28 protein-coding genes are annotated in these 24,715 nt (G+C 68.2%); 12 read left to right on the top strand and 16 right to left on the bottom strand.

The window, feature by feature from the left end:
- The first annotated feature begins 29 nt into the window (after positions 1 to 29).
- The 6 genes from EV193_RS01605 (at position 30) to EV193_RS01575 (ending at position 6,099) form a co-directional block, all read left to right on the top strand.
- On the top strand, positions 30 to 1,724 hold the full coding sequence (locus EV193_RS01605; protein ID WP_242613083.1) for a vanadium-dependent haloperoxidase: 1,695 nt from the start codon (positions 30 to 32) through the stop codon (positions 1,722 to 1,724).
- A gap of 329 nt (positions 1,725 to 2,053) precedes the next feature.
- Entirely contained in the window at positions 2,054 to 3,397 is a 1,344-nt protein-coding gene (locus EV193_RS01595) for a class I adenylate-forming enzyme family protein (RefSeq protein WP_207222453.1), read from the top strand.
- Complete coding sequence (locus tag EV193_RS01590; protein ID WP_207222452.1) at positions 3,394 to 4,134, top strand: SDR family NAD(P)-dependent oxidoreductase; 741 nt, start codon at positions 3,394 to 3,396, stop codon at positions 4,132 to 4,134. The genes EV193_RS01595 and EV193_RS01590 overlap by 4 nt, the downstream gene beginning before the upstream one ends.
- Positions 4,128 to 4,397: a phosphopantetheine-binding protein gene (locus EV193_RS01585; RefSeq protein ID WP_130342126.1), complete on the top strand. Its 270-nt coding sequence runs from the start codon at positions 4,128 to 4,130 to the stop codon at positions 4,395 to 4,397. Before EV193_RS01590 ends, EV193_RS01585 begins: the two co-directional genes overlap by 7 nt.
- Complete coding sequence (locus EV193_RS01580) at positions 4,394 to 5,392, top strand: AvrD family protein (protein WP_130342125.1); 999 nt, start codon at positions 4,394 to 4,396, stop codon at positions 5,390 to 5,392. Before EV193_RS01585 ends, EV193_RS01580 begins: the two co-directional genes overlap by 4 nt.
- Positions 5,392 to 6,099 carry an AAA family ATPase gene (locus EV193_RS01575; RefSeq protein ID WP_130342124.1) on the top strand — a complete coding sequence of 236 codons (708 nt, stop codon included), beginning with the start codon at positions 5,392 to 5,394 and terminating at the stop codon, positions 6,097 to 6,099. Before EV193_RS01580 ends, EV193_RS01575 begins: the two co-directional genes overlap by 1 nt.
- On the opposite strand, the gene EV193_RS01570 is transcribed toward EV193_RS01575, so the two are convergent.
- The 4 genes from EV193_RS01570 to EV193_RS01555 all read right to left on the bottom strand — a co-directional run bounded on the left by EV193_RS01570 (position 6,089) and on the right by EV193_RS01555 (position 9,962).
- Positions 6,089 to 6,790: a helix-turn-helix domain-containing protein gene (locus EV193_RS01570; protein WP_130342123.1), complete on the bottom strand. Its 702-nt coding sequence runs from the start codon at positions 6,788 to 6,790 to the stop codon at positions 6,089 to 6,091. The two genes, EV193_RS01575 and EV193_RS01570, sit on opposite strands and share 11 nt — an antisense overlap.
- A 47-nt stretch (positions 6,791 to 6,837) precedes the next feature.
- Positions 6,838 to 7,464, bottom strand: a complete 627-nt coding sequence (trhA, locus tag EV193_RS01565; RefSeq protein ID WP_130342844.1) for a PAQR family membrane homeostasis protein TrhA — start codon at positions 7,462 to 7,464, stop codon at positions 6,838 to 6,840.
- A 107-nt stretch (positions 7,465 to 7,571) separates the two neighbouring features.
- Complete coding sequence (locus tag EV193_RS01560; RefSeq protein ID WP_130342122.1) at positions 7,572 to 8,009, bottom strand: CoA-binding protein; 438 nt, start codon at positions 8,007 to 8,009, stop codon at positions 7,572 to 7,574.
- A 15-nt stretch (positions 8,010 to 8,024) separates the two neighbouring features.
- A complete protein-coding gene (locus EV193_RS01555) occupies positions 8,025 to 9,962 on the bottom strand; it encodes a galactose oxidase family protein (RefSeq protein ID WP_130342121.1) in 1,938 nt (645 codons plus the stop codon).
- A 68-nt stretch (positions 9,963 to 10,030) separates the two neighbouring features.
- On the opposite strand from EV193_RS01555, the gene EV193_RS01550 reads away from it, so the two are divergent.
- Positions 10,031 to 10,810, top strand: a complete 780-nt coding sequence (locus EV193_RS01550; RefSeq protein WP_130342120.1) for an isoprenyl transferase — start codon at positions 10,031 to 10,033, stop codon at positions 10,808 to 10,810.
- Positions 10,811 to 10,888: 78 nt separating this feature from the next.
- Here EV193_RS01550 and EV193_RS01545 read toward each other — a convergent pair whose 3' ends face one another.
- Positions 10,889 to 11,128, bottom strand: a complete 240-nt coding sequence (locus tag EV193_RS01545) for a hypothetical protein (RefSeq protein WP_207222451.1) — start codon at positions 11,126 to 11,128, stop codon at positions 10,889 to 10,891.
- 580 nt (positions 11,129 to 11,708) lie between these two features.
- Here EV193_RS01545 and EV193_RS01540 point away from each other — a divergent pair.
- Positions 11,709 to 12,995: an RNA 5'-3' helicase PhoH2 gene (locus tag EV193_RS01540; RefSeq protein ID WP_130342842.1), complete on the top strand. Its 1,287-nt coding sequence runs from the start codon at positions 11,709 to 11,711 to the stop codon at positions 12,993 to 12,995.
- A gap of 91 nt (positions 12,996 to 13,086) precedes the next feature.
- On the opposite strand, the gene EV193_RS01535 is transcribed toward EV193_RS01540, so the two are convergent.
- Entirely contained in the window at positions 13,087 to 13,809 is a 723-nt protein-coding gene (locus tag EV193_RS01535; protein WP_242613082.1) for a TetR/AcrR family transcriptional regulator, read from the bottom strand.
- 73 nt (positions 13,810 to 13,882) lie between these two features.
- Between EV193_RS01535 and EV193_RS01530 the strand changes: the two genes are divergently transcribed.
- A complete protein-coding gene (locus tag EV193_RS01530) occupies positions 13,883 to 14,833 on the top strand; it encodes an ATP-binding cassette domain-containing protein (RefSeq protein WP_130342118.1) in 951 nt (316 codons plus the stop codon).
- Positions 14,830 to 15,627 (top strand): ABC transporter permease, encoded by a 798-nt coding sequence (locus EV193_RS01525; protein ID WP_130342117.1) that lies wholly within the window; start codon positions 14,830 to 14,832, stop codon positions 15,625 to 15,627. Before EV193_RS01530 ends, EV193_RS01525 begins: the two co-directional genes overlap by 4 nt.
- Here EV193_RS01525 and EV193_RS01520 read toward each other — a convergent pair.
- The 4 genes from EV193_RS01520 to EV193_RS01505 are packed head-to-tail and all read right to left on the bottom strand — an operon-like array spanning position 15,624 to position 19,656.
- Positions 15,624 to 16,400 (bottom strand): ABC transporter permease, encoded by a 777-nt coding sequence (locus EV193_RS01520; RefSeq protein ID WP_130342116.1) that lies wholly within the window; start codon positions 16,398 to 16,400, stop codon positions 15,624 to 15,626. The two genes, EV193_RS01525 and EV193_RS01520, sit on opposite strands and share 4 nt — an antisense overlap.
- On the bottom strand, positions 16,397 to 17,374 hold the full coding sequence (locus EV193_RS01515) for an ABC transporter ATP-binding protein (RefSeq protein ID WP_130342115.1): 978 nt from the start codon (positions 17,372 to 17,374) through the stop codon (positions 16,397 to 16,399). The genes EV193_RS01520 and EV193_RS01515 overlap by 4 nt, the downstream gene beginning before the upstream one ends.
- Positions 17,375 to 17,432: 58 nt before the next feature.
- A complete protein-coding gene (locus EV193_RS01510; RefSeq protein WP_130342114.1) occupies positions 17,433 to 18,095 on the bottom strand; it encodes a maleylpyruvate isomerase family mycothiol-dependent enzyme in 663 nt (220 codons plus the stop codon).
- 40 nt (positions 18,096 to 18,135) lie between these two features.
- Positions 18,136 to 19,656 (bottom strand): ATP-dependent DNA ligase, encoded by a 1,521-nt coding sequence (locus tag EV193_RS01505; RefSeq protein WP_130342841.1) that lies wholly within the window; start codon positions 19,654 to 19,656, stop codon positions 18,136 to 18,138.
- A 122-nt stretch (positions 19,657 to 19,778) separates the two neighbouring features.
- Between EV193_RS01505 and EV193_RS01500 the strand changes: the two genes are divergently transcribed.
- Positions 19,779 to 20,276: a pyridoxamine 5'-phosphate oxidase family protein gene (locus tag EV193_RS01500; RefSeq protein WP_130342840.1), complete on the top strand. Its 498-nt coding sequence runs from the start codon at positions 19,779 to 19,781 to the stop codon at positions 20,274 to 20,276.
- Here EV193_RS01500 and EV193_RS01495 read toward each other — a convergent pair.
- Positions 20,264 to 20,740, bottom strand: a complete 477-nt coding sequence (locus tag EV193_RS01495; RefSeq protein ID WP_130342839.1) for an Lrp/AsnC family transcriptional regulator — start codon at positions 20,738 to 20,740, stop codon at positions 20,264 to 20,266. The two genes, EV193_RS01500 and EV193_RS01495, sit on opposite strands and share 13 nt — an antisense overlap.
- 104 nt (positions 20,741 to 20,844) lie before the next feature.
- Between EV193_RS01495 and EV193_RS01490 the strand changes: the two genes are divergently transcribed.
- The gene (locus EV193_RS01490) at positions 20,845 to 21,261 is read left to right on the top strand and encodes a DUF2000 domain-containing protein (protein ID WP_130342113.1); all 417 of its coding nucleotides are present in this window, start codon (positions 20,845 to 20,847) and stop codon (positions 21,259 to 21,261) included.
- Positions 21,262 to 21,272: 11 nt separating this feature from the next.
- Here EV193_RS01490 and EV193_RS01485 read toward each other — a convergent pair whose 3' ends face one another.
- The 5 genes from EV193_RS01485 to EV193_RS01465 form a co-directional block, all read right to left on the bottom strand.
- Positions 21,273 to 22,139 carry a helix-turn-helix domain-containing protein gene (locus EV193_RS01485; RefSeq protein WP_130342112.1) on the bottom strand — a complete coding sequence of 289 codons (867 nt, stop codon included), beginning with the start codon at positions 22,137 to 22,139 and terminating at the stop codon, positions 21,273 to 21,275.
- A 119-nt stretch (positions 22,140 to 22,258) separates the two neighbouring features.
- The gene (locus tag EV193_RS01480; protein ID WP_130342111.1) at positions 22,259 to 23,014 is read right to left on the bottom strand and encodes a tRNA(His) guanylyltransferase Thg1 family protein; all 756 of its coding nucleotides are present in this window, start codon (positions 23,012 to 23,014) and stop codon (positions 22,259 to 22,261) included.
- 10 nt (positions 23,015 to 23,024) lie between these two features.
- Positions 23,025 to 23,483 (bottom strand): ATP-binding protein, encoded by a 459-nt coding sequence (locus tag EV193_RS01475; protein WP_242613081.1) that lies wholly within the window; start codon positions 23,481 to 23,483, stop codon positions 23,025 to 23,027.
- Positions 23,484 to 23,493: 10 nt separating this feature from the next.
- Positions 23,494 to 24,144: a class I SAM-dependent methyltransferase gene (locus EV193_RS33910; RefSeq protein ID WP_130342109.1), complete on the bottom strand. Its 651-nt coding sequence runs from the start codon at positions 24,142 to 24,144 to the stop codon at positions 23,494 to 23,496.
- Positions 24,144 to 24,494 (bottom strand): VOC family protein, encoded by a 351-nt coding sequence (locus tag EV193_RS01465; protein ID WP_130342108.1) that lies wholly within the window; start codon positions 24,492 to 24,494, stop codon positions 24,144 to 24,146. The genes EV193_RS33910 and EV193_RS01465 overlap by 1 nt, the downstream gene beginning before the upstream one ends.
- Between the last annotated feature and the right edge of the window lie 221 nt (positions 24,495 to 24,715).

Raw genomic sequence — 24,715 nt, 5'->3', positions numbered from 1 at the left:
TCGTCAATTCAACATATCTGGGGGATGAAATGGAATTCGCTACGGCTGAACGGGGTGTCATCGACGCTCCGATATTAGGGGAGCACGCGAACGGCGACGCACCGAGGAATCGGCCGCGACATGGTGTCGGCGACGACGGTGTGGCGCGGTGGTGGCCCGCCGCACCGGCCAGGTGGATCGGCCCGACGCAGCCGGCGCCGGACCCCGCGCAGCGGGTGCGGCACGGCAGAGCGGTGCGCTCGCAGGCCGCCGAACTGGGCTATCCGACCTACCTGCCCGAGCACCCGGACAACGGCGAGGAGAGCGACTACCCGTTCCTGGCCGTCTACTCGAAAGGCTTGCCGCACAACGAGTTGGGCGAGGTCGAGCCGGCCGCGTACCGGATGCTGAGGCACGCGCTGCGCACCGGACATCCGGCCGACTTCGACCGGATCCCGCAGGGCATCGGCAACGCGCGCAAGCAACTCGGGCCGCAGGGCGGGCTGGCCTTGGACCTACTCGGGCCGGACCCACAGGCGCTGGTGGTGCCGCCCGCGCCGCGGGTGGACTCCGGGCTGGTCGCGGCCGAGATGGCGGAGCTGTACTGGATGGCCCTGCTGCGCGACGTGCCGTTCACCGAGTTCGAGGAGTCGCCGCTGGCCGCCGTGGCGGCGGCCGACCTCACCAGATACGCGGCCTATCGTGGGCCGCGCGAGAACGGCATCGTCACGCCGCGCACCCTGTTCCGGGGCGACACGCGTGGCGATCGGACGGGCCCGTTCATCTCGCAATTCCTGCTGCAGACCGTTCCGTACGGAACATACCGGATTCCACAATTGTCCGACACCGTTCAGCCCGGTGTCGACTACGCCACCGAATTCGGCGAATGGCTTGCCGTGCAGCGCGGCATGGTGGCGCAGACGCCGCGCGACTTCGTGAATACGCGGTACATCCAGACGCCGAGGGACATGGGGCACTACACACATTTCGACGTGCTCTACCAGCCGTACCTGTACGCGTGCCTCGTCCTGCTCGGCATGCCCGGCTACCCGGCCGCGTTGCAGGATCACGGCAACCCGTACCTGCACTCGCCGAACCAGGTCGGCTTTCCCACCTTCGGCACCCCGCACCTGGTCACCATGCTCGCGGAGGTCGCCAACCGGGCGATCAAGCACACCGAGTACCAGCAGTTCTTCGTGCACCGCAGGCTGCGGCCGGAGGCGCTCGGCGGGCGCATCGAGGTGCACCTCGCGCACGACCGGGGGCGCTACGACGGGATCCTGCACCCGGCGATGCTGGACTCCGAGGTCCTCGACCGCGTGCGCGGCACGTTCGGATCCTGCCTGCTGCCGCAGGGTTTCCCCGAGGGGTCGCCGATGAGCCCGTCGTACCAGAGCGGGCACTCCACGGTGGCCGGCGCGTGCGTCACCGTGCTGAAGGCGTGGTTCAACGAGGCGGCGCCGCTGCCCGATCCCGTGGTGCCGAGCCCCGATGGCAAAACGCTCGTTCCGTATCAGGGGTTCGGCTCGGACGGCCTCACCGTCGGCGGCGAGCTGAACAAGCTGGCGTCCAACGTCGGCGCCGGCCGGGCGATGCCCGGCGTGCACTACCGCTCGGACAACACCGAGGCGTTCCGGCTCGGCGAGGAGATCGCCATCCGGATGCTGCGCGAGAAGAAGTCGACCTACCGGGAGAGCTGTGCGTTCAGCCTCACCCGATTCGACGGAACCGCGATCACTGTCTGACGGGAGTGTCCACGAATCGCCACGCTGAGGTCGGTCCACAAGGTCGAGGGCTTTGCCCGAGATAAGGAGCACTGATGCGCCGGCGAACGCTCGGCAGCCAGGGCATGGAGGTCTCCGCAATCGGCCTCGGGTGCATGGGAATGGCCGATGATGGAAGTACTCGACGGTTGAGCTGCGAATTTCGAGCACGGTCGAAAGGTGGGGTAGCTGAACGGGTACCCCATCCTGGTATTGCCTGCCAGTGCTCGAGGCTTTAAGTTCTTCTCGGATGTGGCAGCGGAGGCTGCCCATGTGGGGGAATACTCTTGGGGGAGAGTTAAATGCATTCAGTGAGTCATGCGTTTCTGCGCGGGCTGAGTAGTTTCGGCAATTCCGATGCCGTCGTGTTCGACGGGAAAACGTACGGATACGCCGAACTGCTGGACGGGCTCGACGATTGGCGCGATTATCTCGACCGGCACGACGTCCGGCCGGGGCAGGTCGTCGCGCTGGACGGGCGATCGTCACCGCACACCTGTGCCGGGCTGCTCGCGCTGGTCGACCGGCGGGCGATCGCGGTGCCGCTCAACTCGCCCGCGGCGGCCAAACGCGCCGAGTTCCTCGACATCGCCGAGGTCGAGGTGGTGATCACGGTGGACGACACCGGTGATCGGCACTGCGAACACCGGCACGTGCTGGCCGGCCACGAGCTGTACCGCGGGCTCAGGGACGAGGCCCGGCCCGGCCTCGTACTGTTCAGCTCCGGCACCACGGGCCGCAGCAAGGCGTCCGTTCTCGACTTCGACAAGCTGCTCGCCAAATACGGTGACCAGAAGCGCGGCAAGCGCATTCTTTCGTTTCTCAACCTCGACCACATCGGCGGGATCAACACCCTGTTCCACACCCTGAGCCAGGGTGGGACCGTGGTGACGGTGGCCGAACGGACACCGGATCAAGTATTCGCCACGATCGCGGCGCATCGGGTCGGTGTGCTCCCGACGACGCCGACATTTCTCAATATGGTGCTCATCTCGGGAGCGCTCGGACGCCATTCGACGGAATCATTGCGGCTCATCACCTATGGCACGGAGCCGATGCCGGAACTGACGCTGCGAAAGCTGACCGCAGCACTACCGAATGTCCGGTTCAAGCAGACCTACGGGCTCTCCGAGTTGGGGATCCTGCCCACCAGGTCCAGGAGCGACGGCGAGCTGTGGTTCGCGCTCGGCGACGACGGCTTCCGGCACAAGATCGTGGACAACGTGCTGTGGATCAAGTCGGACATGGCGATGCTCGGCTACCTGAACGCGCCGGCGCCATTCGACGACGAGGGATTCTTCAACACCCAGGACGTGGTCGAGACCGACGGCGACTACATCAGGGTGCTCGGCCGGCGGTCGGAGATCATCAACGTCGGCGGCGAGAAGGTGTACCCGGCCGAGGTGGAGAACCTGCTGCTGGAGATCCCGAACGTGGTCGAGGCGACGGTGTCCGGGCATCCGAGCCCGGTGACCGGAATGGTCGTGAAGGCCACCGTCCGGCTGGCCGAGCACGAGGCGGAATCGTCGCTGCGGGAACGGATCCGCGCGTTCAGCGCCGGCAGGCTGGAACCGTTCAAGGTCCCGGCGTTGATCGAGGTGACGACCCGGGCGCAGCACTCCGACCGGTTCAAGAAGGTCCGGAGCACGGTGTGACGGCGCCGGCCGACACTCCCGTGGCGATCGTCAGCGGGGGGAGCAGAGGGCTGGGCAGCGTGCTGGTCGAGCGGCTGCTGAAGCGGGGGTGGCGGGTCGCCACGTTCAGTCGTTCGGCGGGGGAGTTCGTCGAGCGGACCGAGGCCGCCGCCGGCGAGTCGTTCTGGTGGCAGGCGGCGGACCTCGGGCAGCCGGACACGCTGCGCGGGTTCGTGGCCGACGTGCTCGGCCGGTTCGGGCGGGTCGACCTGCTGGTGAACAACGCGGGTGTGCTGCACCAGGAGTTGTTCGTGACCACACCGCCCGCCGCGATCGAACGGCTGATCACGGCGAACCTGGTCGCGCCGGTCACGCTGGCGCACGCCTGTGCCCGCGCGATGTGCCGGCAGCGGGGCGGCGTGATCGTGAACGTGTCGTCGATCAACGCGATCCGCGGCTTCCGCGGTGTCGCCGTCTACTCGGCGGCGAAGGCGGGGCTGGACGGTTTCGGCCGCAGTCTCGCCCGCGAGCTCGGCCCGCTCAACATTCGGGTCAACTCGGTCGTGCCGGGGTTCTTCGATACCGAGATGACCGCCGAAGTGACCGAGGAGAACAGGAAGAGAATTCAGCGCAGGACGCCACTGGGAAGGCTGGCCGGCATCGACGAGATGGCGGACGCCGCGATGTTCCTGTGTTCTGAAGAGGCCTCGTTCATCACGGGGCAGACAATTGTTGTCGATGGGGGAATAACATGCTGACGCAAACCGACGTACGGTCCACCGTACTGTCCGAGATCAACACCATTCTGCTGGACGTGCTCGACGAGAGCACCGAATTCTCCGGCGGGGACGAGTTGTACGAACTGGGGATCAACTCGTTGGCGCTCGCCCGCCTGCTCATTCAACTGGAGGCGGCCACCGGCGTCGACCCGTTCGCTTCCGAGGAGGTCGCCGTTTCGGATATACGGTCCGTCGACGACCTTGTCGCGGCGTACGAGTCGGCGCGCGGGGGGTCGGCATGACGACCGTCGAGGCGACGCGATTGCGTCTTAATTCGGTTGACGACTATCTCGGGCCGGCGGAGACCCGATTCTTCGGAAACGGCTACCGCCGTGCCGAATACGACGTCGGTGACATCGCCGTCGACGGCGCGGGGGTTCGGTCGACGGTCGGTGTCCGATATCCGGTGGACTGGTCGCGCAAGGCGGCCGGCGACCTGCGGCCGCACCTAAGCACGGTCGACATGCTCGTACTCGGCGTCCAACTGTGCGAGGTGCACCTGGCCGCGGCGGGCCTGGACGCCGACGCGCGGCGGCGAGCCTGGCTCAGGAAGATCACGCTGCGCGCGGGCACCCGGCCGCAGGAGGAACTCGACGGCCTGCACGGCGCGGCCACCCTGCGCGAGCGGCACACTGCCCGCGACGAGGCCGTTTCCGTGTACGACTGCGCGATCGGCACGATGCGGGCACGCTGCGAGATCGTCCACCCGCGAGTGGACGAGGGTGCCGCGGGCACGTTCCGGTCGATCGAGGAGGCCGTCGGTGAGGCCGGCGGGCGGTTCTACGGCGACGGGTTCCGCCGGCGGTCGCACCGGATCTCCGACGTCGTCGTGGACCTGGACGGCCGGCGGTCCTCGGCGCGGCTGCGGATCGCACAGGACGGGCGAGTGTCCGACGGTATCGACGGCGCGTATCAGCCGTCCGTTTCGCTGATCGACTGCTTCGTCGGCAATCTTCAACTGGCGCAGGTGATGATGTACGAAATGGACGCCGTCAAGCGCAGCGACAGCAACACGCTGTGGATGCTCAAAACCGTTCTGGAATCCAGTGGTCCTCGGCGACCGTGGTCTGGGGAAATCGCCACGGAAGCGGCCATCACGCGGAAGCAGTTGCTCCCGTTGCGCGGCGGAGTGTGGCGCTCGGTCGATATCGAGGCGAAGTGCGGCGGCGTCGAACTGCGGTCGTCGTTCGCGCACGAACTGCCGGATTACGCCTACGACGTGACAGGAGATCGGTGATGAAGTTGGCTGTTTCCGGTACCTATTCGTCCGGCAAGACGCGAACGGTGATGGCACTGTCGCACTACACCGGAATTCCGCGCACCCTGGCCAAGGCGATTCGGGAGATCCTACCGAGCGCCGTGCCGGGAAAGAAGCTCGCGGAGGTCACGCCGGCCGAATTCCTGCAGTTGATGCTGCGTCGCCACACGGGCAGGGCGGTACAGGAGGGATTGCTCGGCGACCATTTCCTGTCCGACGGCTCGTCGCTGCAGGAATGGCTGTACGGCGCGGCACGTGTCCGGCACGGCATGAACCCGAACGCGACCGCGCACCGCGACCAGGTGCCGGTGGCCGAGGACGAGATGGCCTTCTTCGCGAAGGTGGTCGACCAGTTCGGGTTCGCGTTCAAGCAGCACGTGAAGGGCACCTACGACGCGTTCGTGCACCTCCGCCACGAGCTGCCGATCACCGACGACGGGCACCGCCCGATGAACGAGCGGTTCCGGGAGATCATCGACGACATGCTGCTGGTCACCCTCGCGGAGCTGGACATCCCGGTGCACGTCGTGAGCGGTGGCTTCGCCGAGCGGATCACCGCGATCGTCGAGCGGTTCGACCTGCCGACCGTGATGCCGCTGCCCGACGCGATCGCGCTCGCCGACGACGACTACGCGGCGCTCGACCTGCGCCTGGAGACCGAGCGGGCGGTGGTCGCTACCGGCTGACGGATCGAGCGAGAGTGCCGCTGGTGAGCCGGGCCGCCCGGAGCACCAGCGGCTCCAGCTTGTGCACCGGGGTGTGCCCGTGCACGACGATGCCGATCGCGCCGATGGCCGTGCCGGAGCGATCGCGGACCGGAGCGCCGGCCACCGACAAGCCGAGGTCACCGAAGTACTGGCCAGTGGTCACCACGCCGTCGCGGGCCCGCACGGCCCACACCAGGCGGCGCCATTCGGTTGTGGTGTACCCGTCCGGCGGATCGGTGTCCGGCGCGAACGCGGCGCGCACCAGGTCCGGCTCCATCCCGGCCGGCACGATCGTCCCGGGGGACGGAAAGCCGCCCGGGAACCGTTCACCGTGCAGCGTGTTCACCACGATCGTGCGCGAGTCGGAGAAGGCGACCAGCCCGACGGTGCAGTCGGATCTCGTGGCGGCCAGCCCCCGTGCCGCAGCCCGCGCGGCCGCGCTCAGCCGGCCGGCCGGGGTCCAGGTCGCGCCGAGCCGGAACAGCGTGTGGCCGATCCGGTAGTGCTCGCCGGCCCGCTCGACCGCCCCGAGGGCGACGAGCTGGTCGAGCATCCGGTGTGTCGTGGTCTTCGGCAGCCCGCAGTACTTGGCCAACTCCGACGGCCTCAGTTCGCGCCCGTCCAACGCCTCGAGCAGGGCGAACGCCCCGTCCAACACTCCGCGCGTCATGATCCCCCCCCGGACCAATAACTGGTGGGAGACAACTGTACGGCGGCTCAGGGATACATGGCGAGCCAGATCGCGATGTAGTGGCAGATCGCGGCGAGCACGGTCGCCGCGTGGAAGAACTCGTGGTGGCCGAACACGCGCGGCCACGGGTCGGGCCAGCGGGTGGCGTAGAAGACCGCGCCGAGCGTGTAGAACCCGCCGCCGACCAGCAGCAGCACCAGCGCCGCGACTCCGGCGTGGTGGGCCAGGTCGGGCAGTACGAACACGGCGACCCAGCCGAGCGCGATGTAGATCGGCGTGCCGATCCACCTCGGCGCGTGCGGCCACAGCAACTTCAGCGCCACGCCGGCCACCGCGCCGCCCCACACCACGCCGAGCACCACGTACCCCGTCGACTCCGGCATGGCCAGCAGGCAGAACGGCGTGTACGTGCCGGCGATGAACAGGAAGATCATCGAGTGGTCGAGGCGCTTCATCCAGGCGCGCACGGTCAGGCTGGCCCACCATCGCCGGTGGTACAGCGCGCTCACGCCGAACAGGCCCAGCACCGTCGCGCCGTACACCGAGGTGGCCAGTGCCGCCTTGCCCGACACCGTGGCGGCGGCGAGCGAGATCAGCGTGGCACCGGTGGCGATCGAGACGAAGAAGGACCAGAAGTGGATCTTCCCGCGCATGCGGGGCTTGATGTGCGGACCAGGCGGCCGCTCGAGGGTCGCTGCTGTCACGCCTTTGAGGCTACGGCACCGTAGGTTCTCGCGTCATCCACTAGTAGGGGGAGTCACTAGCTCCAGCCGACGACTTCGCGGTGCTCGACCAGCAGGCAGCGGTCCATCACCACGTCCAGCCCGCCGTCCGAGGCGATCCGCGCCGCCTCGTCGTTGATCACGCCCATCTGCAGCCACAGCGCGCCGGCACCGATCGCGACCGCCTGCTCGGCCAGCGCAACGGCGTGCTCGGGCCGCCGGAACACGTCCACGATGTCCACCGGCTTCTCGAGCGCGTCCAGTGACGGGTACGCGCGCAGCCCCTGCCAGGTCTCGATCTTCGGGTTGACCGGCAGGATCGTCATGCCCGCGCCGCGCAGATAGCTCGCCACCCGGTGGCTCGGCCGCGTCGGATCGTCGCTCAGCCCGACGACCGCGATCGTGCGCGACTCGCGCGCCAGCCGTTCGATGACCTCGATGTCCTGCCAGCGCGGATCGACCTCGGTGCGATGCATGGTCCCAGTGTGCGCCTACCGCACGAACACGGGCGCGGAGACGCTCGGCGTTCCCTGCTCGTCCAACGCGAACAGCATGTAGTACCCGGGTGGCACGATGCCGGGGTCGCCGGGCACCGCGACGCGCTGGTTGTCCGACACTCCGGCCACCGCGAGCGGCACCCTGCGCTGGTCGTTGTCCACCGTGTGGGTCGCACCGCCCGCGCGCACCAGCGCGAGTCCGGCGATCGGCCGGTCGGCTCGGACGGTGATCTCATCGCCTGGCGCCACCGTCCCCGGCGCCTCGGTGATCACCGGCCTCGGCTTCGGCCGGCCCTCGGCGTCGAGCAGGTTCGGCGGGGTGAAGATCTGGCCGTCCGGGTGGTTGGTGGCGCACTGCCCGCACAGGCCGCCGCCGCCGGAGAACACCCTGCCGTCCGGCAGCAGCACCGCGACGCTGTGGTACGCCCGGGGCACCGCGGCGGGCGCCAGCGTGGTGAACGCGCCGGTCGCCGGGTCCCACATCTCCGGTTCGAGCACGGCCGTCCGGTCGGCGAACAGCTCCGCGTACCGCATTCCGCCGAACGTGATCACCTTGCCGTCCGGGAGCACGACGCTGTTGATGAACGTCCTGGGCACGTTCAGGCCGCCGGTCCGGTGCACCACGGGAGCCGGACCGCCGATGTCCATCACGTACGCGTCCGTCGTGGCGTCGGCGTTCTCGTACGCGGTGGCGCCGCCGACGGTGAGGATCTTGTCGATGTCGTACATCACCGCGTTGCCGTTGACCGCGTCGATCCCGCCGCGAATGCCCGCCAGCGTGACCGACCCCTCGCCGGCGGTGCTGACCCAGTTGAGCTGTGTGCTCGGCCCGGCGTGGAACACCCGGCCGCGCGAGGCGGCGAACAGCCAGGCGTGGTTGTCCTGCCGGTAGACGCCGCCGGGGTCGCGGGTGAGGAACGGGTCCGGTGACACCCCGGGGAGCATGCGCCACGTGTTCTCCGCGCGCGAGAGGACCTCGCCGCTCTTGCCGCCGAGGCCACCGTGCCACGAGCCGCCGACCAGGAACGTGTCCCCGTTGGACAGCGTGACCTGCCCGTGATAGCCGCGTGGCACGTTCATCGCCGGGCCGACCGACCAGCGATCGGACCCCGGGTCGTAGACGCTGGTCTTGTTGGCGTCGGAGCCGCCGGTCACCACCACCCGGCCATCGGGGTCGCGGGACACGCCGGGGCAGAACATCTCGTGGCCGGTGTCGTCGATCTGCTTGCGCCCGACCACGCGCGTGATCGGGTCCAGGACGGCCGTCTGGGTGGCCTTGCTGTCCAGCGCCGAGTAGTCGGATCCGACGGCCGACCAGGTGAGCAGCTTGCCGTTGGGCAGGACGGCGGCGGCCGCCGGGACGATCGGGAACCCGATGACGGGGTCCCACGCTCCCGGTGCTCTGACGGCTTTCCCGGCCTTGTCGGTGGACGCCGGCGGTGAGCCGAGGACGTCGATCTGGGCCGCGCCGACCGGCTCGGCGGGGCGGGCCGTCGACAGCGCGGTGAGCCGGACCATCCTGGCGTGCGCCGTCGCGAACTGGAGGGTCTTGGTCTCGGTGTCGTCCGCGAGCGTGCCGGTGGCGACCGGTGCGCTCCACGTCCTGCCGTCGGGGCTCAGCCGGATCTCGTACCGTTCGATCGCGTTCCCGCGCGGCGTGTACCGCAGCCCCGACACCGGGTGGACGCGGCGCATGTCGACGGTGATCGACCGGCCGGCGTCCTCGCTCACCACCCATCCGGCGCGCGGCAGCGGACGGGCGAACGGTTCCATCGCGGCCGCCGGGACGACGTCGTGGTGGTGCGCGTCGGCCGGCGACGCGGCACCGGTGCCGGCCTCCTGCCAGCTGTTCACCAGGTAGGGCATGGCGATCACGCCGATGCCGAGGACCAGTGCGAGACGGCGGGTGGCGGCGGGCTGTCTGCGTTGCATGGCTACCTCGTGACTGAGTCGACCCGCACGATTACGGGGTTACGGAGGACGGCGTACCGTGCGCAGATGTGAGTCTTCGGGTCCGCGTCAGGGAACTGGTCTATCGCTTCTACGAGCGACAGTTGATCGGGCAGTTGGCCGACCTCGACCGGCCGAGGCATGTCGGCGTGGTGCTGGACGGCAACCGCAGGTGGGCCCGGGAAGCGGGGTTCACCGACGTCAACGACGGTCATCGGGTGGGCGCGCAGCGCATCGCGGACCTGCTCGGCTGGTGCCAGGAGGCGAAGGTCCAGGTCGTCACGCTGTGGTTGCTGTCGACGGACAACGTCAACCGGCCGGAGTCGGAGCTGGGGCCGCTGCTGGAGATCATCGGCGGTGTCGTGGACGAGCTGGCCGAGCCGGAGAATCCGTGGCGGCTGCGCATCATCGGGGCGCTGGACGTGCTACCCACGGAGACCGCCGCACGGCTGTCGGCCGCGGCGTTGCGCACGGACGGCCGAACCGGGATGGAAGTCAACGTCGCCGTTGGTTACGGGGGGCGACGGGAGATCGCGGACGCGGTCCGTAAGATCCTCCAGCAGCAGGCCGAGGCGGGGACCTCGATCGAGGAACTGGCCGAGGCGTTCGACGTGGACCACATCGCGGAACATCTCTACACCTCCGGCCAGCCGGATCCGGACCTCGTCATTCGAACCTCCGGTGAACAGCGATTGTCCGGGTTCCTGCTATGGCAGTCGGCGCACTCGGAATTCTGGTTCACCGAGGCGTACTGGCCCGATTTTCGGCGTACCGACTTCTTGCGCGCGCTTCGCGATTACGCGGTACGCCACCGACGTTTCGGTTCTTAAATACAAAGTGCGCGCCAACGGCGGGGATGCATCGCGAAGATTCGCGTGCACCCCCGCCACCAGCGAGTCTGGCTGCGCTCAGCCCTCGTTGCCGTTGCAGGCGGTGTAGGACGTGACAGTGCCCAGGTTCAGGGTGATCGGGCCGTTCCAGTACCACGGCGCGACGCACAGGTTGTTCAGCACGTCGCCGCCGACGTTGATCAGACCGATCTGGTGCGGGGGCTTCGGGTGGTCGGTCTTGCCGGCGGCGAGCGCCGGCGAGCCGACAGCGATGGTCCCTGCTGCGATAGCGGCGACAACGGCAGCCTTCTTCAGCATGTGAATTACGCTCCTTTGTTGAAAGGCAATTGCCGAGCGGCCGATTTGGCGTGGCGCGCTCATTGGAAAAACTTACGCGTACCGGGCCGGATACGCACCGTTAGTAAGCCGATCGTGGGACATTTCCCGGGAAAGATCACTCGGTTCAGTGGTGCGGTTTTGCGCGACCCGTAGGTAACCCCTAGGGTCCCGCCGCTCGCGGGCGGCCGGTGGGGGCGGCGTGTGTCCGAAGAGTGACGAATCGGGAAATCACCTGTGTGGCTGCCTGTGAAGGTGAGCCGATTCCGGGTAGCTTCCGAAGTAGACGGGTCGTGGACGATGCGGCTCGTTCCGGGAGGCCCTGGTCGTGGCGGATGTTGCGAGGGGGCCGGCACCCGGCCCTCGTGGGAGGCGATGCCCCCACCGGTGACCCCGGTGGTGGCGTGCCGTACCAGCCAGGGTGGGTGCCCGGCCCACCGAGGAGCGGACGTGGTGCCGCGTTCGCGAGGGAGTTGCCGTGACCGCTTCACGTAGGCGCACCACCAGCCGTTCCTCCGGCTCTTCGGCCACCTCGTCCCCGTCCAAGCAATGTCGCACCTACGTGCTCGACACGTCGGTGCTGCTCTCCGACCCGTGGGCGGTCACCCGCTTCGCGGAGCACTCCGTCGTGCTCCCACTGGTCGTCATCAGTGAACTGGAGGGGAAACGGCATCACCCCGAACTCGGCTGGTTCGCCAGGGAGACCCTGCGCATGCTGGACGACCTTCGGCTGCGGCACGGCCGGCTCGACAAGCCGGTGCCGATCGGCGACGCCGGCGGCACTCTGCACGTCGAGCTGAACCACTCCGATCCGTCGGTGCTCCCGCCCGGGTTCCGCACCGACTCCAACGACGCGCGGATCCTCGCCTGCGCGCTCAACCTCGGCGCCGAGAAACACGACGTCACCCTCGTCACCAAGGACATCCCGCTGCGGGTGAAGGCGGGCGCGGTCGGCCTCGACGCGGACGAGTACCGCGCCCAGGAGGTCACCCCGTCCGGCTGGACCGGCATGGCCGACGTGCAGGTGTCCCAGGACGCCGTGGACGCGCTGTTCGCGGACGGCACGGTCGACCTGATCGAGCACGACGTGGAGGACGTCGGCGAGCTGCCCTGCAACACCGGTCTGCGGCTGATGGCCGGCACGTCCAGCGCACTCGGCCGGGTGACCGCCGACAAGCAGGTGCGGCTGGTGCGCGGCGACCGGGAGGCGTTCGGCCTGCACGGGCGGTCCGCCGAGCAGCGGATCGCGCTGGACCTGCTGCTGGACAACGAGGTCGGCATCGTGTCACTCGGTGGGCGGGCCGGCACCGGCAAGTCGGCGCTGGCACTGTGCGCCGGCCTCGAGGCGGTCATGGAACGCCGGCTGCATCGCAAGGTCGTGGTGTTCCGGCCGGTGTACGCGGTCGGCGGCCAGGATCTCGGGTACCTGCCCGGCTCGGAGAACGAGAAGATGCAGCCCTGGGCGCAGGCGGTGTTCGACACGCTCGGCGGCCTGGTCAGCCAGTCGGTGATCGACGAGGTGCACGACCGCGGCATGCTCGAAGTGCTCCCGCTGACCCACATCCGGGGACGCTCGCTGCACGAGTCGTTCGTGATCGTGGACGAGGCGCAGTCGTTGGAGCGCAACGTGCTGCTGACCGTGCTGTCCCGGTTGGGCACCGGCTCGCGGGTGGTGCTCACCCACGACGTCGCGCAGCGGGACAACCTGCGCGTCGGCCGGCACGACGGCGTCGCGGCGGTGATCGAGAAGTTGAAGGGTCACCCGCTGTTCGCGCACGTGACGCTCACCCGCTCGGAACGCTCACCGATCGCCGCCCTGGTCACCGAGATGCTGGAGGACCACAGCTGACCGTGCACCGGGGTTTGGTGGTCTTCAAGACCACCAAACCCCGGTCCGGAGCGCCTTCAACGACGGCAAACCCCCGGTGATGGGTGCGCCGCTAGCGCCTCGTGCCGCGTGGCAGCGTGGCGGCGATCCCGTTCAGCACGCGGTCGAGGGCGCGGTCGAACACCTCGCCCTCGACTTCGTGCGGGATCCGCGCGTCGTGCACGATCCGCGTGAAGTAGGGGAACTCGCCGCTGTTGATCACGGCCTCGACGTAGGGCCCCTGCTGGGCCTGCCACTGCTCGCGCGTCAGGCCGCTGCGCGCCAGTGCCCGCGCCTCGGCGATCTCGTTCTGCGCGAAGCCGATGGCGAGGATCTGCACGGTGAACGCGACTTCCATCATGCCGTCGATGTCCAGCCCCAGACCGTCCACAGTGGACATCAGCCACTCCAGCCCGCGCATCATGTTGGGGCCGGGGACCTGGACTTCGGCGGACACCACCGGGAACCACGGGTGCGCGTGCACGATCCGCCGCACGCCGCGCGCGTATTCGCGCAGGGCCTCTCGCCAGTCGGCCGGCGGCTCGCCGAGGGTGTCGGGCAGCACGACGTCGGCCATCAGCATGTGCAACTCGTCCTTGTTGCGCACGTAGCGGTACAGCGACATCGCGCCGGCGCCGATCTCGGCGGCGACCCGCCGCATGGTGACCGCCTCCAGGCCGTCGGCGTCGGCGATGCGCACCGCGGCGGCGGCGATCTGGTCGCGGCTGTACGCGGGTGCCTTGCCGCGCGCGGGCCGTTCGGGCCGCGCCCAGATGATCACGTCGTTGTCCGGCATGGCCGACATCCTAGTTGCGTACGTCGTACCCACTGGCGTAGCTTGTGCGTACAACGTACCCACAGGAGGGGAAATGGTGGACTCGATCGTCGTCGCCGAGGGGCTGCACAAGCGCTTCGGCACGACGGAAGCCTTGCGGAGCTTGGACTTGCGGGTGACCGAGGGGACCGTGTGCGGCGTGCTCGGGCCGAACGGCGCCGGCAAGACGACCGCCGTTCGGGTGCTCTGCACGCTGCTCGTGCCGGACCAGGGCAGCGCCAGCATCGCGGGGCGGGACGTGGTGCGCGACGCGGACGGCGTGCGGAAGCTGATCGGGCTGGCCGGCCAGCACGCGGCCGTTGACGAGAAGCTGACCGGGCGGGAGAACCTGGTCATGTTCGGCCGGCTGTACCACCTCGGCGAACGGCGCGCCCAGGCGCGGGCCGACGAGTTGCTCGAACGGTTCGACCTGACCGATGCCGCCGGACGATTGGTGCGCGGCTACTCCGGCGGGATGCGGCGGCGGCTGGATCTGATCGCGAGCCTGATCACCGCGCCGCCGGTGCTGTTCCTGGACGAGCCCACCACCGGCCTGGATCCCCGCAGCCGCAACGAGATCTGGAGCAGCGTGCGCGAGCTGGTCGCCGGCGGCACCACGGTCGTGCTCACCACGCAGTACCTGGACGAGGCGGACCGGCTGGCCGACGACATCGCCGTGGTCGACCACGGCAGGGTGATCGCCTCCGATTCGCCGGAGCGGCTCAAGGCGGTGATCGGCTCCCGGCTGGACGTGGTCGTGTCCACTGTGGACGACACGCCGGCGGCGGCCGCCGCACTGGCCCGGCTGACCGGCAACGAGCCCACCGTCGACGGAACGACGGTGAGCGCCGCGGTGCACGAGCGCGCGGTGTCGTTGTTGACGGCGGTACGCGAGATGGACGCGGCCGGTGTCGCCGCGGTGGACGTGGCGCTGCGCGAACCCAGCCTGGACGAGGTCTTCCTTGCACTGACCGGAAAGCCGGCCGAGGAGGAGGTCGCGGCATGAACGCGATGGGCTGGGCGCTCGCCGACGGCTGGACCGTGATGCGACGCAACCTGACGCACCTGCGGCACTCGCCGGGGGAAATGGTGGGTGTGCTGATCTCGCCGGTGATCATGATCGTGATCTTCGGGTACATCTTCGGCAGCGCGATTCCCGTGCCAGGCGGCGGAAACTACCGCGAGTTCCTGATGCCGGGATTGTTCGCGATGGGTGCCACGGCCGCCGTGATGGTCACGATCGCCAGGGTCGCGGCGGACAACGGCAAGGGCGTGATGGACCGCTACCGGTCGATGCCGATGGCACGGTCGGCCGTCCCGTTCGGACACACCGGAGCCGACCTCGTGGTGGGCGCGGTCGGCATGGCGATCATGGCGATCGCGGGGCTGATCGTCGGCTGGCGTGTCCACAATGGACTGTGGTCCACCCTGGCCGGCTTCGGTGTGCTGCTGCTGTTCACCTACGCGTTCAACTGGCTCGGCGTGTTGCTGGGACTGTTGGTGCGCAACGAGGAGACGGCCGATCGGCTGACGCCGCTGTTCTTTCCGGTCACGATGCTGTCGAACACGTTCGTGCCGACCGAGGGCATGCCGTCCTGGCTGCGGACGATCGCCGAGTGGAACCCGGTGTCCGCGCTCGTCGCCGCGTGCCGCCAGTTGTTCGGCAACCCGGGTGCGCCGGTGTCGGACGTGTGGCCGCTGACGCACCCGGTCGCCGCGACGATCCTGTGGTCGCTCCTGCTGCTGGCCGTCGTCGTGCCGCTCGCGACGCACCGGTACCGGATCGCCGGACGTCGTTAGTTCAGTGCCCGGCGGATGAAGCCACGAATTCCGAGTGCGCCGAACAAACCGCAGGACGCCACGATCACCAGCAGGCTCACCCAGATCGGGATGTGCGGAACATGTGGCACCAGTTCCGCGCGCATGGCCTCACTCACGTAGGTGAGCGGATTCAGCGCGCACACCACCTGGAACCACCGCAAATGGTCCAACTGCGCCCACGGGAACTGCGTGGAACCGGTGAACATCAGCGGCATCAGAATGACCGCGAACAGGATGTTGATCCGCTGCGGCGGCACCGACGTGCCGATCACCATGCCGATGGCGGCACCCACCAGCGAACCGAGTACGACGATTCCGGTGATCGGCAGCCAGGTCGACGCAGGCCAGGAAACACCGTCCAGGATCAGGAATCCGACCGGCACCATCACCAGCGCGGCCACGATTCCGCGCAGCGCGCCGAACAGCATCTTCTCCACCGCGACCAGTGGCACCGAGATCGGCGCGAGCAGCCGGTCCTCGATTTCCCTCGTCCAGGAGAATTCCATGATCAGTGGCATCGTGGTGTTCTGCAGCGCGCCGAGGAATCCGTTCAGCGCGACGATTCCGGGCAGCAGGATCTCGGCGTAGTTCCCGCCGACATAACCGATACTGGTGAGCACCTTGCCGAAGATGAACAGCGTGAAGAACGGCTGCACGATCACCTGTGCGAGGAACGGAAGCATTTCGCGCCCGGTCACGAAGACGTCGCGCCAGAGCACGGCGCCGAAGGTGCGCAAGGAGACCGAGTTCACCGCAGTTCCCTTCCGGTCAGGTGGATGAACACGTCTTCCAGGCTCGGCGTGCCGATCGACAGGTCGGTCACGTCGCAGCTCAAACCACTGAGAACCTTGAGTACCAACGGAAGTGCGACGGCCGGCTCGGACTCGGTGTAGAGCCGGAACTGGCCGGAGTCCGAAGTGGACGGTCCGTCGGCAACCTCCTCGACCCGCTCCACACCGTCCACAGTGGACAGAGCGTCGGCGACAGCCTCGGGCTGCACGCCGGCGAGGCTGACCGTCACGCCGACCGTCGTGCTGCCGGGCAGGCTCCTGGTGAGCGCGGCCGGGGTGTCGAGTGCGAGCAGCTTGCCGTGGTCGACGATGCCGACCCGGTCGCACAGCTTGGCCGCCTCGTCCATGTCGTGCGTGGTGAGCACGACGGTCACGCCGTCCGCGCGCAGGTCGGTGATCCGGTCGTGCACGAACAGCCGGGCCTGCGGGTCGAGCCCGGTGGACGGCTCGTCCAGGAACAGCACCTTCGGCCTGTGCATCAGCGCCCTGGCGATCATGACGCGCTGTGCCTGGCCGCCGGAGACGATATCGATCTTGTCCTTGGCCCGGTCGGCAAGGCCCATCCGCTCCAGGATCTCGTCGGCGAGCCGGTTGCGCTCGGCCCGGCCGACGCCGTGGTACTGCGCGTGGAACACCAGGTTCTGCCGGATGTTCAGCGAGCGGTCGAGGTTGTTGCGCTGCGGCACGACGGCGAACAGCTCGTGCGCCTTCGTCGGGTTCTTGACGACGTCCACGCCCTCGACGGTCGCGGAGCCGGAATCGGGGATCACGAGCGTGGTCAGCACGCCAACGGTGGTGGTCTTGCCAGCGCCGTTCGGGCCGAGCAGTCCGAAGACCTCGCCGGAGCGGACCTCGAAGCTGAGGCCGTCCACGGCCGGCTTCGGGTTCTTCTTGTACCGTTTGACCAAGTCAGTGACGGCGACTGCGGGTGTCACGGTCCGACACTAACCACGCCCGCAAATCGGATTCCGGTGACAAACGGTCCTTTGTGGACTATTCGGCCAGGTCGTCGGCGCGCTTGCCGAACAGCGGCAGCACGTCCAGCCACTGCTCCGGATCGACGTCCCAGTTCAGTTCGGAGAGCTGCTTGCGGCTGCGCCGGCCGCCGATCGCGCGCAGCATCTCGAACGACGAAACCGTCAGTGTGCCAACGGGTTCGCCGTCGCCGACGACCCGCTCGCCGTGCCCCAGAATGATCTTCAACGCGGGCAGTTCGGCCGTCTTGATCTTCTTGTCCAGCTCCTGCAGCGGGCGGGTGAGCGCCGCGCGCACCGCCGTGCCGTCCCGCGCGCCCGACCGGTTCAGCGCGCCGCGGATGTCGTGCTCGTGCTGGACGATCTCGCTGATCAGCACCGGCCCCATCGGGCTGTCGAACAACGCGCCGGCCCGCGCGCGGTTGTTGTTCCACTCCGTGAGCGAGTCCTCGATGCTCTGCTCGCGGCGGTCGCGTACCTGCCGCTCGCCCCACTCACCGGTCTCCACACCGTCGAACCGCCGCGCCGCGAAGTCGGCGAGCCCGCCGGCCAGATGGGCGATGACGTCCCGCACGGTCCACCCCGGGCAGGCCGGCACGTCGGCGTCGATGTCGGCCCAATCGTGCGTCACGAGTTCGGTGATTCTTCGCCGAGCCGCGTCGTAGACATCCGAATTGCTCATTCGTACGAACTTACTCGCGGAGCGTCGAGTAAGCCGAGCCTCACCTGCCCGGAAGCAACGCCTGGACGGCGGTGATCGTGTCCGCCTCGGCCGGCGTCTTGTCCGGGCGGTAGCGCACCACCCGCGCGAACCGCAGCGCCACGCCACCCGGGTACCGCGTGCTGACCTGCGCACCGTCCAGCGCGATCTCCACGACCAGCTCCGGCCGCAGGTACACGGCCCAGTCGTCGCGCCGGGCCTCGTGCCGCGGGAACTCGTCGGTCTGCCAGCGCAGCAGCTCGTCGGTGAGCCCCTTGAACGTCTTGCCGACCATGATCGGCTCGCCGCCGTCCGGGTCGCGCGCGCCGAGGTGCAGGTTGGACAGGAATCCGGTGCGCCGGCCGTGCCCCCACTCCGCGCCGAGCACGACGAGGTCCAGCGTGTGCACGGGTTTGACCTTCTGCCACGCCTTGCCGCGCCGCCCGGCCGCGTACGGGCTGTCCAGCGACTTGACCACCACACCTTCGTGTCCGGCGTCCAGCGCGGCGCTCAGCAACTCGTCGGTCTCCTCGACGGTGGGCCGCACGGCACCCGGGATCACGTGCTCGCCGACCGTGCGGGTCAGCGCCTCGTTCCGCTCGCGCAGCGGCGCGTCGATCAGGTCGGTGCCGTCCAGGTACAGGCAGTCGAAGAAGTACGGGCGCAGCAGCAGCGCGCGCACCTGCTCGTCGGCCGTGCTGCCGAAGCGGCTCATGGTCTCCTGGAACGGGCGCGGGCGGCCGTCGTCGTTGAGCGCCAGTGTCTCGCCGTCGAGCACCACCGACGCGCAGGGTAAATCGCGCACGAGCTGGACCAGTTCGGGCACGCTGTCGGTGATCTCGCGCAACGTGCGGGTGTAGATGTGTACCTCGTCGCCGTCCTTGTGTACCTGGATGCGCGCGCCGTCCAGCTTGTACTCGACGATGCGGGACGGCAGGTCGCCGAGCGCGCCGGCGAGCGACTTGGCCGGCGAGGCGAGCATCGGGCGCACCGGGCGGCCCAGTGTGAGGCGGAACGCGGCGAGCGCCTCCGCGCCCTCGGTCAGCGCGGCCTCGGCGGTCTCCGGGAGCCGGCCGGACAGCATGAACGCGCGCCGCACCGTGTCGCCGGGCAGTTCGGCGGCGGAGGCGATCGCGTCCAGCATGACGCCTTCCAGCGCGCCCTGCCGCAGCTCGCCGGTGAGCAGCCGGAGCAGAAATCGTTGCTCCGCAACGGTTGCCGTGTCGTGCAGCTTGGTGAGAATGTCGGCACGCTGCTGCGCGGAACCCTTGCCGCTGGTGCGCGCCAGCGCGTCCAGTGCACTGTCCACATCGGACACCGTCAGCGACGGTTGGTCGGCCGGGGTGCGGTCGAGCGCGACGAGCGTGCGCCAGCCGGTGCCGGTGCGGCCCTGTCGGGGCGCACCGGCGAGGAACGCGACGACCGGCTGGATCTCGCCCGGCTCGGCCCGGCGCAGCAACTCGACCAGCGCGGTGACCTTGGCCAACCTCGACCGCGTCGCGGCGACCGAGGCCGACGTGGCGACGACATCGGCGAACAGCACCTCATCATGGTGCCTGGTCACACCGACAGTCGCATGTATCAAGTCCGATTATGAATCAGCGAGAATGCTGGCATTAGACGCATGCGCACTGGCCGGGGGAGGGTGATCGCATGACGAAGACAATGACGCAGGACGAGATCAACGAGGTGCTGAACCGTCCGCTGAGCCAGGAAATGCTGGCCCGTGACATCACCCGCCTGGCATACGTCGCCAAGGACGGCACACCCCGGTCGATCCCGATCGGGTTCCACTGGAACGGGTCGACGATCGTGTTGTGCACGCCGACGAACGCCCCGAAGCTGCACGCCCTGCGCCAGAACCCGACGGTCGCCCTGACCATCGACACCGAGGTGCACCCGCCCAAGATCCTGCTCATCCGTGGACAGGTCGAGTTGGACACCGTGGACGGCATCCCGGACGAGTACATGGAGATGAGCGGCACCTACACGATGACACCCGAGCAGCGGGCCGAATGGGAGGTCGGGGTCCGCGCGCTCTACGAGAGCATGGTGCGCGTCGTCGTGACCCCGACGTGGGCGAAGATGATCGACTTCGAGACGACCCTGCCGAGCCCGGTCGAGGAGCTGATGCGCAAGCAGGCCGAACGTCAGCGCGCCTGAGCGCTGTCGTCCGGCAGCGGTACGACCACGGAACGCTGGACGTGACTGAAGATCACCGAGGTCCGCACGTGCACGATCTCCCGCCGTTGGGTGAGGCGATCCAGGATGAACGCGCTGAGCTGATCGTTGTCGGCCACCGCGACGTGCAGCAGGAAGTCGTCGCTGCCGGACATGACGAAGTACGACAGCACTTCCGGCAGGTCCGCCACGAACGCCTGGAACGAGTCGATCACCGTGCGGTCCGGCGGGCGGAGCTGCACGGCCACCAGCGCCTGAGTGCCTCGGCCGATCTTCCGCAGGTCGATATCGGCGCGCTGGCCGCGCAGGATGCCGCGCTTGGTCAGCCTGCGAATGCGCTCCAGGCAGGTGGACTGTGCCACGTGCAGACGGGCAGCCAGTTCCTTGTTCGTCAGCCGCGCGTCCTCCTGCAAGAGGGTCAGCAACGCCGTGTCGAGTTCGTCCAGCTCCATCATCGCCCACCCGTGCGAAATTCGAGATTATCGACTGATCGCCGAACTTATCACGGCAACTGCCAGGAGAACCCGCAACGGCTGCTAACTTGCGCGCCATGACCCAGCCAGAGTTCAAGTGCGCGATCGTGGTCAGCGACGAGCTGCCGACGGGGCTCGCGGTCAACGCGGCGAGCGTGCTCTCGTTGACCATGGGACACCGCGTCGACGGGCTCGTCGGCGTGGATGTGAAGGATGCCGACGGTGTGGTTCACCCCGGCGTCGTCTACACGCCGCTGCCGATTCTCGTGGCGCCGCGCGAGCAGATCGGCACCATCGTGGAGATCGCGGCCGCGCAGGACGGGATGTTCTTCGTCAGCTTCAATTCACTGGCTCAGAGCTGCAAGACCTACGAGGAATACATCGACAAGATGGCCGCCACCCCGACCGCCGATCTCGCCAGTGTGGGCGTCGGCTTGTACGGCCCGCGCAAGCAGGTCAACAAGCTCGTCGGCTCCCGGCCGTTGCTCCGCTGAGGAAACTGCTCCTATGAGTCCTCTCGCGGTCGATCGAACTCATTTGCCAGATTGGCAAGCCACGACCGCGATTCTCCCTGGTCCAGGGCGATCGACTCAACCTGGCGCAGTGCGTCACGGTGGCCTGCGACCGCGCGTTTGCGGTCGATGAACAGGGTCGTGGTGAGGGTGTCCACCGACACCACCGACCGAGGCAGGTCGTAGTCCATCAGCGTGAACGGTCCGACGGTGTTGGCATGCACTCCCACTGACTCCGGTATCACCCTGATCGAAATATGTGGACGCGACGACATGAACACCAGATGCAGGAGTTGATCGTTCATGGTGTGTGCGTCACCGACCATCATGCGCAATGGGTTTTCGTGGATGAAGAACCTGAACGCTGGTGGCCGGTGACGGCGAAGCAGGACCTGCCTGTCCTTGCGAACGCGCACGAGCGTCTCGATGCGCTCCTCCTTAGCGATTCCGCATTCGGTGATCAACGCCCGGATGTAGTCCTCGGTTTGCAGCAAACCGGGCAGCACCAGCAACTGCAGCGAGTGGATCTCTCGCGCCGATGTTTCGAGAGTGATCTGTCCTCGTAGTTCGTCGGACAGGAGCTGTGGGTGCAACTGTGCCCAGAGTCCTTCGGTTTCGTGGAAGAACTCGAGCACGTCGTCGATGTCGGCTCCGGGTGTGCGGCACACCCCCAGGTACTTGGTGGCGTCCAACTCCGATACCCCTCGGGTGCCGCGCTCCATGTGCGAAACCTTCGATCGTGACCAGCTCAGCCGGTGGGCCACCTCTCGCGCCTCGATTCCGGCCCGCTCGCGCCAGCGGCGAAGTTCCGCGCCCAGCACCTTGCTGCGCGCCGTGCTCTCATGGCTGTTTACGATCATGACGCCTCCCGCCAGTTGTCCTGGGGACGACGGTATTGCTTGCGGCGCAACGAATGGAGCACATGCGTGCTGCGATCACCCCATCGAAGCAACGGTTGCCACGGGGGCAACTGGCCGGGCTACCGCCCAGAGGTGATCAGTTTCAGGACCAGTTCGCGGTAGGCCTCCTTCATCGGCAGGTCACGCTCCACGCGCAACCGCCGCCGCTGCGCCGACACGTCGACGCCGCGAATCGGGTCGTGCCCGACGCGCTCGTAGGTCTCCCACCAGAACCCGATTCCGCGCCGCTGCCACGCCGGCACGTCGTTGAAGTTGACGCCGTGCCGGTGCAGCAGCTCGTTCTTGTCCGCCGTGCTGGTGCGCTCCAGATCGCCGGTGGCTTCCGCGGCACTGCGCCCGTTGTCCCGCAAGGTCCAGTAGCACCAGCCGTTCAGCGCACATCGCGCCGCGTCCGCCTGCCGCCAGGACAGATAGTCCACGACGTCGATTTCCGTTGTGCCGAGCCAAATCCGGCTGTCGAAGTGCGCCGGCTCGCCGACGCCGTTGGTGAACGTGGACGACGCGATGCCGGCCGACACCGACACCAGTTTCTCCACGCTGCGCCCGAACATGTCGAACACGGGGTCGAACACCACGGAGATCTCGTCGCTCTCGGTGTAGGCGTACTTGCCGCCCAACTCGGAGATCAGCGCCTCCGCCGTGGCCACCATGATCTTGGAGAACTCGGCGTCGAACGGCTTGGTGAAGCGCTGTCCGGTGAATCGCGAGAACGACCGGCCGTCGACGCGGATCACCGTCCAGGAACCCGGCGGAACCGTCAGCCCGTGGAACCACTCGCGACGGCGCTGCCGCGCCTCGAACTCGTCGCCGTCCATGCCTGTTCGTTCACTCCTGGTCGAGGGGTCGCACCGTGAACCCGCCGTCGCCGTCCCACCGCACGATGTGCAGCCGATCGAAACCGTCTCTCGATGTGGGTTGCCGCAGCCGCTTGAGCGTTGCACGGATGCCGACGTCCGGCACGCGTGTTTTCCCTTCCCGCAAGGCATTTCGCCCGAAGGTGGCAATCAAGTCCGGCGGAAACCAGTACCCGGTGACAGTCGCGCCACACTCACGCGCGACATCGATGATCGGTTGCCACTCCTCGGGTGACGGGTTCGTGTTGTCCACGGCGACATCCCGTCCGGCCGTCAACGCCTCGGCGATCAGGCGCAGTTGGCGGCGCTGCGGCCGGCGCGCGTTGGGAAAGTTGTCCTTGCTGACGTGCACGTGGGTCTGGGCGAGCTCCGCGCGGTAGAACGTGCTCTTGCCCGACGCCTGCAGCCCGATCAGAACCGCGACCTCCACGCGTCGAACACTAGCGCCGCCGCCAGATCGCCTCCCACTGCAGCCATTGCCCGCCGTTCTGGGGCGCCGCGTCGATCCGCAACGGCAGCACGGGTTCGAACTCGTCGGCGAACAGCTCGTCCAACTCGGCGCGTTCGAAGTAGTGCACCAGCATTCCCCGCTTCTCGCCGCCGGTGTACCGCACGGTGAACGCCTCGCCGTGCCGCTCCACCACCTCGTGCGCCGATCCGACATCGGTGCCGATCGCGTGCACCCGCAGGCAGAACAGGCCGCCGGGGGCGGTGCGGCGTTGGGCCGCGCGCAGGTGTGCGTGCGTGGTCTCGCGGTCGCCGTGCTGGAACACCTGGATGCCGATCACCAGCGGGTAGGTCTCGCCGGCCGGCAGCGCGTCGAGATCGCCGTGCACGAGCCGGTCGCGCAGGTGCGGAGCGCGGGCGGCGAGCTGGCGCAACGCGGTCGCGGAGATGTCCAGGCCGATCAGGTCGAGCCGCCGCGTGATCAACGGGACCAGGTTGCGGCCGTTGCCGCAGCCGATGTACACGCCGCTGGTCGCGCCGGCCTTCCGCGCGGCGGCGACGATGTCCTCGGTGAACGGGACCGGTGGATTGCCGACGTAGCGGCCCACTTCGTAGAGCGCGTCCCACGCCTGCTCGACGTCCATCAACGATGGCTGACGACGTTCACCACGAGCCCGTTCGGGTCGCGCACGAAGAACCGGCGCACGCCCCACGGCTCGTCGGTCAGCGGATGCACGATCTCCAGGCCGCGCCGCGCCGCCTCGGCGTGCACCGCGTCCACGTCGTCCACGCCGACGGACATGTCCGGGTGCACGGGCGCGCTGGCGTCCTTGCTGATCACACTCACCTGAGCGGTGGGGTTCGCCGGCGAGACATACGTGACGATCCAGTCCATGTCCATCGCCAGCTCGAAGCCCAGAACTCCTTGGTAGAACTCGTGATTCTCGGCGAACTTGTCGGACTCGATGTTCGGCACCACACGGTCGACGCTCATGCCTCCACGCTAGCCCGAACAGTGTGCTTCACCTGTCATGGCAGCTCCCCACAGGGCGGCGCTTGCTTCCGACGCCGGCCTGTCGCCTGATCGGGCAGGTTTCCGCTCGGGCGTGTCCTCCACAGGCCACCTCATGTCATCCACAGGGGCCAACTGGTCACATGTCATCTGACGCTAGGGTTCATCCACACCGCGAGCGCCCCGAAAATGCGACTTGTCCA

It is taken from the genome of Herbihabitans rhizosphaerae, assembly GCF_004216555.1.
GTDB classification, from domain to species: Bacteria; Actinomycetota; Actinomycetes; order Mycobacteriales; family Pseudonocardiaceae; genus Herbihabitans; species Herbihabitans rhizosphaerae.
Note: the sequence above shows the minus strand (reverse complement) of the source record. Positions and strands in the feature narration are given on the sequence as shown.